10 protein-coding genes are annotated in these 12,175 nt (G+C 64.5%); 8 read left to right on the top strand and 2 right to left on the bottom strand.

Translation table 11 applies throughout. The annotated features are described in order from the left end of the window. Nucleotides 1–257 precede the first annotated feature (257 nt). The 8 genes from hutU (at nt 258) to hutG (ending at nt 10,136) form a co-directional block, all read left to right on the top strand. Nucleotides 258–1,949: a urocanate hydratase gene (gene hutU, locus SJH88_RS11875; protein ID WP_274754600.1), complete on the top strand. Its 1,692-nt coding sequence runs from the start codon at nt 258–260 to the stop codon at nt 1,947–1,949. A 152-nt stretch (nt 1,950–2,101) separates the two neighbouring features. After that, the gene (locus SJH88_RS11870) at nt 2,102–2,668 is read left to right on the top strand and encodes a HutD/Ves family protein (RefSeq protein ID WP_003070573.1); all 567 of its coding nucleotides are present in this window, start codon (nt 2,102–2,104) and stop codon (nt 2,666–2,668) included. Nucleotides 2,669–2,806: 138 nt separating this feature from the next. Continuing rightward, on the top strand, nt 2,807–4,069 hold the full coding sequence (gene hutI / locus SJH88_RS11865) for an imidazolonepropionase (protein WP_274754599.1): 1,263 nt from the start codon (nt 2,807–2,809) through the stop codon (nt 4,067–4,069). Nucleotides 4,070–4,094: 25 nt separating this feature from the next. Beyond that, entirely contained in the window at nt 4,095–5,483 is a 1,389-nt protein-coding gene (locus tag SJH88_RS11860) for an FAD-binding oxidoreductase (protein ID WP_274754598.1), read from the top strand. Beyond that, complete coding sequence (locus SJH88_RS11855) at nt 5,480–6,622, top strand: histidinol-phosphate transaminase (protein WP_274754597.1); 1,143 nt, start codon at nt 5,480–5,482, stop codon at nt 6,620–6,622. Before SJH88_RS11860 ends, SJH88_RS11855 begins: the two co-directional genes overlap by 4 nt. Before the next feature lie 3 nt (nt 6,623–6,625). Continuing rightward, complete coding sequence (locus tag SJH88_RS11850; RefSeq protein WP_274754596.1) at nt 6,626–7,855, top strand: MFS transporter; 1,230 nt, start codon at nt 6,626–6,628, stop codon at nt 7,853–7,855. Beyond that, on the top strand, nt 7,852–9,279 hold the full coding sequence (locus SJH88_RS11845; protein WP_274754595.1) for a formimidoylglutamate deiminase: 1,428 nt from the start codon (nt 7,852–7,854) through the stop codon (nt 9,277–9,279). The genes SJH88_RS11850 and SJH88_RS11845 overlap by 4 nt, the downstream gene beginning before the upstream one ends. Nucleotides 9,280–9,320: 41 nt before the next feature. After that, nucleotides 9,321–10,136 (top strand): N-formylglutamate deformylase, encoded by an 816-nt coding sequence (hutG, locus tag SJH88_RS11840; RefSeq protein WP_057094303.1) that lies wholly within the window; start codon nt 9,321–9,323, stop codon nt 10,134–10,136. Between the two features lie 7 nt (nt 10,137–10,143). On the opposite strand, the gene soxR is transcribed toward hutG, so the two are convergent. Then, a complete protein-coding gene (soxR, locus tag SJH88_RS11835; RefSeq protein ID WP_046461147.1) occupies nt 10,144–10,614 on the bottom strand; it encodes a redox-sensitive transcriptional activator SoxR in 471 nt (156 codons plus the stop codon). A 349-nt stretch (nt 10,615–10,963) separates the two neighbouring features. Further along, nucleotides 10,964–11,764 carry a hypothetical protein gene (locus tag SJH88_RS11830; protein WP_274754594.1) on the bottom strand — a complete coding sequence of 267 codons (801 nt, stop codon included), beginning with the start codon at nt 11,762–11,764 and terminating at the stop codon, nt 10,964–10,966. Nucleotides 11,765–12,175 lie beyond the last annotated feature (411 nt).

The raw sequence follows: 12,175 nt of genomic DNA, 5'->3' as shown, positions 1-12,175 counted from the left end.
GCCGCAGTCTGGGTGCTGAATATGTATAAATATCTATACAACATTGGTGTCCCAATTTTGGGGACTGCGAGCGGCTACCTTATGCACGGCGCGTGCCAGGTTTTTCCTGGCGCCGCGTAAGAAATATTTTTCTCGAAAGGGTTTCTACACTCTTGTCCGCATAGCGGAGTAGCGTTAAAGTTGTATATACCTATTTGGCGGCGTCTCGGCATTCGGGCGTCGCGCGTTATGTTTATTCCCCATAAGGAGCATTCCCGATGACCACCGATCCCCGCCACGACGCCAGCCGTGTGATCCGCGCGCCGCGCGGCAGCCAGCTCACCTGCAAGAGCTGGCTCACCGAGGCCGCCTACCGCATGATCCAGAACAACCTCGACCCCGAGGTGGCCGAGCGCCCGCAGGACCTGGTGGTTTACGGCGGCATTGGCCGCGCGGCGCGCAACTGGGAATGTTTTGACCAGATCCTTGCCTCGCTCAAGGACTTGAACGACGACGAGACCCTGCTCATCCAGTCCGGCAAGCCCGTGGGCGTGTTCAAGACCCACGCCAACGCGCCCCGCGTGCTGCTGGCCAACTCCAACCTGGTGCCCAAGTGGGCCAACTGGGAGCGCTTCAGCGAGCTGGACCAGAAGGGCCTGTTCATGTACGGCCAGATGACTGCGGGCAGCTGGATCTACATCGGTGCCCAGGGCATCGTGCAGGGCACCTTCGAGACCTTTGTCGAGGCCGGCCGCCAGCACTACAACAACGACCTGACCGGCAAGTGGATTCTCACAGCCGGCCTGGGCGGCATGGGTGGTGCCCAGCCGCTGGCCGGCGTGCTGGCCGGCGCCTGCGTGCTGGCCATCGAATGCAAGCAGTCCAGCATCGACTTCCGTCTGCGCACCCGCTATGTGGACAAGCAGGCCAAGGATATCGACGACGCGCTGGCCCTGATCAAGCATCACACCGAAAAGGGCGAGGCCGTCTCCATCGCGTTGCTGGGCAATGCGGCCGAAGTCCTGCCCGAGCTGGTCAAGCGTGCCAAGGCCGGCGGCATCCGTCCCGACATCGTGACCGACCAGACCTCCGCCCACGACCTGATCAACGGCTACCTGCCCGTGGGCTGGACCGTGGAGCAATGGAACGCCGCTGCGGCCGACCCCGGCCAGCACCCCACGCTCAAGAAGGCCGCCGCCCAGGGCTGCGCCCAGCATGTGCAGGCCATGCTGGACTTCCAGGCCATGGGCATTCCCACGGTGGACTATGGCAACAACATCCGCCAGGTGGCCCTGGACGAAGGCGTGAAGAACGCCTTCGACTTCCCCGGCTTTGTGCCAGCCTACATCCGTCCGCTGTTCTGCGAAGGCAAGGGCCCGTTCCGCTGGGTGGCGCTGTCCGGCGACCCCGAGGACATCTACAAGACCGATGCCAAGATCAAGGAGCTGTTCCCCGAGAACAAGCACACCCACCGCTGGCTGGACATGGCCAAGGAACGCATCGCCTTCCAGGGCCTGCCATCGCGCATCTGCTGGCTGGGTCTGGGCGAGCGCCACAAGGCGGCCCTGGCCTTCAATGAAATGGTCAAGAACGGCGAACTCAAGGCGCCCATCGTGATCGGCCGCGACCACCTGGACTGCGGCTCGGTGGCCAGCCCCAACCGCGAGACCGAAGCCATGAAGGACGGCACCGACGCCGTCTCCGACTGGCCGCTGCTCAACGCCCTGCTCAACACGGCGGGCGGCGCCACCTGGGTCAGCCTGCACCACGGCGGTGGCGTGGGCATGGGCTACTCGCAACATGCCGGCGTTGTGATCGTGGCCGATGGTACGGACGAGGCTGCGGCCCGCCTGAACCGCGTGCTCTGGAACGATCCCGCCACCGGCGTGATGCGCCATGCCGATGCAGGCTACGAGATCGCCGTGGAAGCGTCCAAGCGCCATGGGCTCAACCTGCCGATGGTCAAGTAACGTCGTCCCCCCTGAGCGGCTGCGCCTAGGCGGCCCCGCCGCTTCCCCCCCAGGGGGACGACGCCCTTTGCTGCGGGACGGCCCTTGCTGGGCGTCCCGCACCTGGGGCGTGCTTGTTTTTAGAGCTTCGGCCTCACTCACAACAGTCTTCGATGCAACGCTTTGACCTGAACCAGATTGCGCCCAGCCCGTGGAAGAACGGGGGCGGCAGCACGCGCGAGATTGCCTGCTGGCCGCAGGGTGCGGGCATGGACAGCTTTGGCTGGCGCGTGAGCGTGGCCACGATTGCCCAGGCCGGCCCGTTTTCTGCATTTCCGGGCATAGACCGCCAGATCATGCTGCTCGATGGCGACGGGGTACGGCTGCACAGCGCCCATGCCGGGCTCGAGCATGCATTGACCGAGCGCTGGCAGCCATTCGCCTTTTCGGGCGATATGGCGCTGGATTGCGATCTGCTGGGCGGGCCGTCCAGCGACTTCAATGTCATGACCCGGCGCGGACAGTGGTCGGCCAGTCTGGAGCAGCTCGGCGGCCGGGCCGAGGCGGGGCTGAGCGCCGCAGGGCTTTGCATGGTGCTGGAGGGGGGCTGGAAATGCGCCGACGGGCGGATACTGCAAGCCGGTCAAGGCCTCTGGTGGACCAGCCCCCAGGCCGAGCCGCTGCTGGCGCAGGACGAGCAGGCCAGGCTGATCCTGGTCAGCCTGACGCCGCACAGCTAAAACACGAGCAGCTTGCACCCTTGAATTGGACGTTTCAATGCGTATTGATATGAAAATCAGGAGTGGCAAGCGCATGAAGCTATGAAATCAGTAGTTTCATGGTTTGAATTGCCGTAATCGAACACTAGGAGCATCGCCATGACGCAAGTTATTTCCCATCTCGCAGTCTCTGCCGACGGCTGCTGGTACAACCTGCGTCTGGCGCCGGAGCTGTATGTCTCCGAAGTGGCGGATATTCCCGAGGGCACGCTGGCCTGTATCGTGGTGCAACAAGGCCGCATGGTCTGGGTGGGCCCGCAGGATGCCATGCCCGCCGAATACCAGGCGCTGCCCCGGCATGATGGCGCAGGGCGCCTGGCCACGCCGGGCCTGATCGACTGCCACACCCACCTGGTCTATGGCGGCGAGCGTGCCAACGAGTTCGCCATGCGCCTGGCCGGGGCCAGCTACGAGGAAGTGGCTAGGGCCGGCGGAGGCATCGTCTCCAGCGTCAGGGCCACGCGCGAAGCGTCGGAGGACGAGCTGGTGGCGCTGGCGCTGCCGCGTCTCGAGCAGTTGCTGGCCGAAGGCGTGACGGCCATAGAGATCAAGTCGGGCTACGGCCTGGCCCTGGAACACGAGCGCAAGCAGCTGCGCGCCGCACGGCGCCTGGGCGAGTTGTGTGCCGTGACCGTGCGCACCACCTTTTTAGGGGCCCATGCGCTGCCGCCTGAGTACGCGGGCCGCAGCCAGGAATACACGGATCTGGTCTGTCAGGTCATGCTGCCGGCGCTGGCCGCCGAAGGCCTGATCGATGCCGTCGACGTGTTCTGCGAGCGCATCGCCTTCTCGCTGGCCGAGACCGAGCAGGTCTTTCAGGCGGCCAAGGCCTTGGGCCTGCCCGTCAAGCTGCATGCCGAGCAGCTGTCGAATATGGAGGGTGCAGCCCTCGCGGCCCGCTATGGCGCGCTGTCCTGCGACCATATCGAGCACTTGTCCGAACACGGCATTGACGAGATGAAGAAGGCCGGTACCGTGGCCGTGCTGCTGCCCGGAGCCTTCTATACGCTGCGCGACACCAAAGTGCCGCCGATTGAGGAATTAAGGGCCGCCAAGGTCCCCATGGCCGTTTCTACCGATCACAATCCGGGTACCTCCCCGTGCTTGAGCTTGCTGCTCATGGCCAATATGGCTTGCACGCTGTTCCGTCTGACGGTTCCCGAGGCTCTGGCCGGCATCACCCGACATGCAGCGCAGGCTCTGGGTCTGCAGGACGAGCAAGGCCTGATTGCCGTGGGCCGTCCCGCCAACTTCGTGCTCTGGCCCGTGAAGCAGGCTGCCGAACTGGCCTACTGGTTCGGCAGCAAGCCTGACTGTACGGTGGTGCGCCAGGGCCTGATTGCGCAGCAAGCCAAAGCCTGAAAGCGGGGAGCGCGAAAGGTTGCTGATGTCTCACGAACAATTTCTCAATGAACTGATTTCCACCCTGGGCGCCGATGTCGCGCTGCGCGGCACGGACACGCCCGAGCGGTGCCGCACCGACTGGAGCGGCACGCCCCCCCAGCAGCCGCTGGCGCTGGTGCGCCCACGGACCACGGAGGAAGTCAGCGCGATCATGCGTCTGTGCAGCGCCCACCGGATTGCGGTAGTGCCGCAGGGCGGTCTGACCGGGCTGGCCGGTGCAGCGGTTCCGATGGAGGGGGCAGTGGCCCTGTCGCTGGATCGCATGAACCGCATCGAGGACATCGATGCCAAGACCGGGCTGATGCAGGTGCAGGCCGGCGTCACCCTGCAAGCCGTGCAGGAAGCGGCCGTCGATGTCGGCATGGTGTTCGGCGTGGATCTCGGCGCTCGCGGCAGCTGCCAGATCGGCGGCAACGTCTCCACCAATGCGGGCGGCAACGGCGTGCTGCAGCACGGCATGATGCGCGAGCAGGTGCTGGGCCTGGAAGTGGTGCTGGCCGACGGCACGGTGCTGCCCATGCTGCGCCCCATGATCAAGAACAACACGGGCTACGACCTCAAGCAGTTCTTCATCGGTGCCGAAGGCACGCTGGGCATCATCACGCGCGTGCTGCTGCGCCTGCGCCCCGCGCCCCAGGCCACGGCCACGACGCTGGTGGCCATGCCCGATTTCGACTCGGCGCTGGCCGTGCTCAAGCGCATGCAGTCGCGCTTCGGCAACAGCGTCGCGGCCTACGAGCTGATGTGGGACAGCTTTGTGCAGGCCTCCATGGCCTGGCTCAAGCTCGCTGCGCCTTTTGAGCAGCGCTACCCCTTGCTGGCCCTGATCAATGTGGATGGCAAGGACGAGGCGCAGCTGCAGGGCGATCTGCAGCAGGTGCTTGAGGAAGCCATGGAGGCCGGCGAGGTGCTCGATGCCATCGTGGCCCAGTCGGTCGCCCAGGTGCAGCAGCTGTGGAAGCTGCGCGAGGCACCGGCCGAGCTCAACAACAATATGCATCCCGCGATCAACTTCGACGTGAGCCTGCCCCAGGCCGACATCGGCCGCTTTGCCGAAGCCTGCATGCAGGCTTTTGCCGCGCGCTGGCCTGCGCACCAGGCGCTTTACTTCGGCCATGTGGGCGACGGCAATCTCCATGTCTCGGTGGATGGCAAGACCGTCAACGGCGAATGCGAGCAGGTGGAGGAGCTTCTCTACCGCATCGTGGGCGAGATGCAGGGCAGCGTCTCCGCGGAGCACGGCATAGGTCTGCACAAAAAGCCTTATCTGAGCAACAGCCGCACGCCCGCAGAGCTGGCGGCGATGCGGGCCATCAAGCTGGCCCTCGATCCCCTGGGCCTGATGAATCCCGGAAAGGTGTTTGATCTATGACGAATTCCCTGGTGGCCTCGCTGGCCCGGGCCCAGGTGCGCCCGCTGCCCGCGTACAACGCCGGCCTGTCCAACGAAGCGGTGCGGGCGCGCTATGGCGTGACCGATATCGCGCGACTGGCCAGCAATGAAAATCCCTTCGGTGCCAGCGCCTCGGTGCGCCGGGCGATTGCCGAGGTGGCCAACGATGTGGGTAACTATCCCGATGCCAACTGCACGGCCTTGCGCGAAGCCATTGCCGAGCGCACCGGGCTGCCCGCCGGGCGTCTGGTCTTCGGCGACGGCTCGGAAGACCTGATCAAGATTCTCTGCGAGGTCTTTCTCGCTCCCGGCGATCTGGTGGTGACCCAGCGTCCCGTGTTCGGCCTGCACGAAATCTATCCAAAGATGATGGGCGCGGAGGTCGAGCTCCTCGACCTCAACGAGGAGCTGGGCTTCGATCTGGGCGCCTGGTGCGCTGCCGTGGCCAAGGCCCCCAAGATCGCCTTCCTGCCCAACCCGTCCAACCCCGTGGGCTGCATGATGGATGCGGCGCAGTTTGCGCAGGTGCTGGAGGCCACGCCCGCCAACACCGTGCTGGTGGTGGATGAGGCCTATTACGAATACGCGCTGCATGACGATGACTACCCCGATGTGCTGGCCATGCTGGAGGCGCGTGTCGGGCCCTGGATCGTGCTGCGCACCTTCTCCAAGGCCTGGGGCCTGGCCGGTCTGCGCGTGGGCTACGGCATGGCCGACAGCGCCGAGCTGGTGGGCCTGATGGACAAGGTGCGCTCGCCCTTCAACGTGAACATGGCGGCCCAGCGCGCAGCGCTGGCCGCCTGGAACGATCCCGCGCACATGCGCAGCGGTGTGGCGACCACGGTGGCGCTGCGCGAAGATCTGCGCAGACAGCTGCTGGCGCTGGCAGGGCCGGGCCGGCCGCTGCAAGGCCTGCGCATTGCGCCTTCGGTGGCCAACTTCCTGTTTCTCGACCTCGGCCGTCCCAATGGCCCGGTGACCGAAGCGCTGCTCAGGCAGGGCGTGATCGTCAAACCCTGGAAGGAGCCGGGCTTCGAGCATTTCCTGCGCGTGTCCATAGGCACCGAAGGCGACAACGCGCGTTTTGTACAGACCTTGCTGGCCGCACTCGAGGCCTGAGCCATGAAGCTGTTTCGGGGCTGGACGATTGTGGCGGCGGCCCATGGCCTGCTCGCCCTGGCCTTCGGTGCAGCTTATTCCTTTGGCGCTTTTTTCAAGAGCATCCAGACGCAGTTCGATGCGAGCCGTTTCTCGGTGGGCTCGCTGTTTGCCGTGACGGCTTTGCTGTACTACTGCGTGGGCGCTGTTGCCGGCCCTCTGGCCGACCGCATAGGCCTGCGCCGCGTGACCGGTGCGGGGGTCTTGCTGCTGGCCACAGGCTTTGCGCTGGCCAGCCAGACCCGCTCGCTGGCGCAGCTGTTCGTGGTTTTCGGCCTGTTCGTGGGCGGTGGTGTGGGCCTGATCTACGTACCGGCCCTGGTGGCCGTGCAGCGCTGGTTCATACGGCTGCGCAGCCGTGCCTCCGGCCTGGCCTCGGCCGGCACCGGCGTCGGCACCTTCGCCGCGCCGCTGTTTGCGGGCTGGCTGCTGGAGTTGCAGAGCTGGCAGATCACCATGCAGTGGTTTGCGCTGGCCATCTTGCTGCTGGGACTGCCGGCCGCGCTGTCCATGGTCGGCCAGCCATCGCAGCTGGGTCTGAGCTGCGACGGCGATCCTCCCCCTGCCCAGGCTGCAGCCCAGGCGCAGGGCATGGAGCTGTCCCAGGCCGTGCGCAGCAGCAGCTTCGGCTGGTTTTTCCTCGCCATTTTCCTGGCTTCGGTGAGCCTGTTTGCGGCCCTGGTGCATATCGCTCCCATGGCCCAGGGCCTGGATATCGATGCCGTTTCAAGCCAGTGGCTGATCGCTCTGATAGGCGCTGGCAATGTGCTGGGCCGGCCGCTGCTGGGCGGTCTCGGCGACAGGCTGGGAGCTCTGCGTCTGCTTATGGGTCTGAGCATTTTTCTGGCCCTGCTGCACTTGCTGTGGTGGCAGGCCCATGGCTGGGCCGCGCTTGCCGTGTTTGCCCTGCTGTTCGGCGCGGCGCATGGCGGCTGCATCGCCCTGTTTCCCGTCCTTGCCGCCCAGTGGTTCGGCACCTTGCGGCTGGGTGCCATTTTGGGCATTCTTTACATCAGCGTGGGGCTGGCGGCAGTCGTCGGCGCCAGCGCGTCCGGCTGGGTGTTCGACCAGACTGGCGGCTACACCCAGGCCATCCAGGTCAGCGCCGCGCTGGCCTTGCTGGCTGTGGCTGCGCTGGCGCTTGCGGCCCGTGGCCAGCGTTTGGTTTCCTCTCCTTCAGGCATTTCGAAATGATCATGCACTCTTCCTCCTCCAGCGGCACACTTTTTGCCGAAGACGCCTTACTGCCCACGGGATGGGCGCGCAATGTCCTGCTCAGCTGGGATGAGGGCGGGCGTCTGGCCGAGGTGCTCACCGATGTGGATCCGCAAAGCGGCGAGGCCGGCGAGGTCGATACCGCCATCCGCGCCGCCGGCCCGGTGATCCCAGGCATGCCCAATCTGCACTCGCATGCCTTCCAGCGTGCGTTCGGCGGTCTGACCGAGTTCCGTGGCCAGGCGCAGGACAGCTTCTGGAGCTGGCGCAAGCTGATGTACGGCTTTGCCAACCGCATGACACCCGAGGCGCTGGAAGCGATTGCGACCTGGCTGTACCTGGAGATGCTGGAGGCAGGTTACACCTCGGTCTGCGAGTTCCACTATGTGCACCATGATGTAGGCGGCAAGCCCTATGCCAACGATGCCAGCCTGTCCCTGGCACTGCTGCGTGCGGCGCAGAAGACCGGCATCGGCATGACCTTGCTGCCCGTGCTCTATCAGACCAGCGGCTTCGGGGGGCTGCCGCCTCGCGAGGATCAGGCCCGCTTCATTCGCAGCACGGACAACATGCTCTCCTTGCTGCAGCAGCTGGAGCCCGTGACCAGGGCGCAGCAGGCAGCCCTGGGCCTGGCTCCGCATTCGCTGCGCGCCGTGCCGCCGGACAGCCTCAAGACCGCGCTCGCAGGCCTGCACGCCATGCTGCCCAAGGCGCCGGTGCACATCCATATCGCCGAACAGACCCAGGAGGTGGACGACTGCCTGGCCTGGAGTGGCCAGCGCCCCGTGCAATGGCTGCTCGAGCATGCGCCCGTCGATGCGCGTTGGTGCCTGGTTCATGCCACGCATATGACGCCCGAGGAATATGCGGGCGCGGCTCGCAGCGCTGCCGTGGCCGGCATCTGTCCCACCACCGAAGCCAATCTTGGTGATGGGATTTTCGATATGCCGGCGTGGCTCAGGCATGGCGGCCGCTGGGGCATTGGCTCGGACAGCCACGCCACGGTCAACGCGGCCGAAGAGCTGCTGATGCTCGAATACAGCCAGCGCCTGAACCTGCGCCAGCGCAATGTGCTCGGCGGCGGTGCCCAGCCCCAGGTGGCGACCTCCATGACCTTGCAGGCGGTGGCCGGCGGTGCCCAGGCATCCGGCCGCGCCATTTCCGGTCTGGCCGTGGGCCAGCAGGCCGACTTCGTGGTGCTCGATGCCCGGCATGTGGCCCTCAACGGCCTGCCAGCCGACAGCGGCCATGCAGCCCATGTGTTTGCAAGCCATCGCACCTCGGCCATAGCCGATGTCTGGGTTCGCGGCCAGCAGCGCGTGCAGGCAGGCCGCCATGCGCTGCACGAGGTCGCGCAACAGGGCTTTGTCCTGGCCCGCAAGGCATTGCTGCAAGGCGCCTGAGGGCGGCCGCATTCAGATTTTTGACAGAAGAAAGACGCTCCATGAGCCAAGCCATCGCCCCCTTTGTCTTCCACCAGGGTACGGCACCGCTGCTGATTTCCATGCCGCATACCGGCACCCATGTTCCGGCCGACATTGCGGCCAGGCTCACGCCCGAAGGGCGCGAAGTCCACGACACCGACTGGCATATGCCGCAGCTCTACGACTTCGCCAAGGCGCTGGGCGCATCCATTCTGGTTGCCACGCATTCGCGCTATGTCATCGATCTGAACCGTCCGCCCGATGGTGCCAGCCTCTATCCGGGCCAGAGCGTGACCGGGCTGTGTCCGGTTGACGGCTTCGACAGCAAGCCCCTGTATGCCAGCAAGGACCTGGAGCCCGACGAGGCAGAAGTCGCGCGCCGCCGCGAACTCTACTGGCAGCCCTATCATGCGCAGCTGCGCGCCGAGCTCGACCGCATCAAGAGCCAGCATGGCGTGGCCATGCTGTGGGATGCACACAGCATCCGCTCGGTGCTGCCGCGCTTTTTCGAGGGCAAGCTGCCCGACCTGAACCTGGGCACCGCCGACGGCAAGAGCTGCGCGCCGGCGCTGGCCCAGCAACTGCTGGACATTGCACGGCAGGCACCGGGCCACACCAGCGTGCTCAACGGTCGCTTCAAGGGTGGCTTCATCACGCGCAACTATGGTCAGCCGGAGCAGGGCTTTCACGCCGTGCAGCTGGAGATGACACAGTCCAGCTATATGCAGGAGCAGATGCCTTTTGACTACCTGCCCGAGGTCGCGGCCCGTATCCAGCCCACCATGCAGCGTCTGCTGCAGGCCGTGCTGGCCTTCGCCCAAGCCAGCGGCCGCTGAGCCCAGGCTAGTGGCCCTCGGCCTGCAGCTCGTCGCCTAGCCAGCGGCGGGGCCCTGGGCCGCCGCGCTGGCATTGGTCGCCGGGGTTGTACATGCTGCAGACCTTGAGCGACAGACAGCCGCAGCCTATGCACTGGTTGAGGCTGTCGCGCAGGCGCTGCAGCTCGGTGATGCGCTCGTCCAGCCGCTGCTGCCAGATGCGCGACATCTTCTGCCAGTCGCCGCCTGTAGGCACGTGCCGCGTCGGCAGCCGTGCCAGCTGCGCGGCGATCTCCTCCAGCGTGAAGCCCACACGCTGCGCAAACACGATGTAGGCAATGCGCCGCAGGCCCGAGCGGTGGTAGCGCCGCCTGCCGCCGGGGCTGCGCACCGATTCGATCAGACCCAGCGACTCGTAGAAGCGCAGCGCCGATGCGTTGACGCCGCTGCGCTGCGCGAAGTCGCTGATGCTCATCAGCGGATCATCCTCAGTTTTCATGATGTCTTTCTCCGGAGCTTGACTTAAAGTTCACTTGAACTTGAAGAATGCCGCCATTGTGATCGATAGCCGGTGGAGCCGCAATCAGCGGCCCAAGTGCTGGCCGGAGTTCTTCTGATATCCGTAGCTGTATTCGCTTGATGAAAAACGACTTCAGATGGTTTTGTGAAGCGCGGTGCGATATTTGCAGCTGCAGAGACGCGATAAATCTCCTTCCATATCCTTTTGCATCGCAAAAAAGAATTGCGCCGTACAAAACAAAGGTGCGCAAGCACGATAGAAGCAGCTACGTACCAAAGGCGGAATGATCAATCGCAGATTCAGCTCTCTAATTCTGCCGCAGAGCTTTTCAACGATGTACGCCAAGCTTTCTCGAAATGGGACCGCCGCGCTCAAGATCCGATAGAACGACCTGGACGATTGCATCCTGGCCATCCATTCTTGGAGTAGCTGACTCTACACGCTGTGGAGTCCCCTTCGTGATGAGTTCTACCTTGAAATTCGGTGGCTGCTGATTGGCTTGGTTAGTGCCTGTGCCAATCGACCCGCCGGTGGCGAATTGAACGCGCTGGCTTGCCTGGACAAGGCCCCCAAATGCAAAGCGCGGCTTGGGAAGGCGCAAGGTGCGCACGGCCTCCATGAATGGCAAGCCGTAGTGATTGACGGCTTTTTCGGGTTGGATGAACTCGTTATTGCTCACTGCAATGGGACGCTTGCCGTCGACCAGCGCGGCGATGCTATCGCTTGTGCCCGTGCCAGGGCCCACGATGCGCCCTCCGTCTGTGGAGGGGGAGCCGCCCTCGGCAAACCCAAAAACTTTGCCGATGCTACCGAAAATACCACCGATGACCGTGCCGCCGCCGCTTACCTCGGGCGTAAAAAGGTTGGTCAGCAGCCGCTTGATGTCGCTGCGAACGATATCGCCTGCAATCTGCCGCAAGGTGGCATTGGCGACTTCGCTTAGGCTCTTGAAGTTCGTTACAGCATTGGCCGCAGCATCTGCCACGCCGTCGATGACGGTATTGCGCAGGCGCGTGCCGAGGTCGACCACCACGGGCCTGGCTCCAGCAACCTCATTTTTGAGCTGGCCGATACTGGTGCTCATGTTGTCGATGGCGACCTGTGCACCAGGCGGCAGGCTGTCGCGCACACGTTCCAACTCTTGAACGATTCGCGTTGTTGCATAAATCAAGCGCAGCCCAAATTTTTCCAACCGCAGACGGTGCTCTTATGTAGCAACCTGAACCGCCCCGCGTTCCGCGGAGGCCTGTTGTGTTGATTTCCACCCAGAATTGACCCACTAGCCCCCGATGAAGCTTTTTTCACTGACAGGCTGCTTTGCAGCGATAGCGGACGTTGGTCGATCCACGCGTACCCACGAGCGTGCCCGGTCTCTTCAGCGAGGTTCCGGGGGGGGCGTACAAACGCGCACGTAGCGTGGGGCGTGTCCGAATTTTTGTGTAAACGGTTCGGACTTCAATTGACGGAGATGCGGTCTCCGAACTCAATGGTAAAGCGGGTCAGCGCAGCCTTCCAATCCCGGATGGGCATGGTCCACTTC

Source organism: Comamonas sp. GCA5 (assembly GCF_036541385.1).
Classification (GTDB): domain Bacteria; phylum Pseudomonadota; class Gammaproteobacteria; order Burkholderiales; family Burkholderiaceae_C; genus Comamonas; species Comamonas aquatica.
This window is presented reverse-complemented; position numbering and strand designations above follow the sequence as displayed.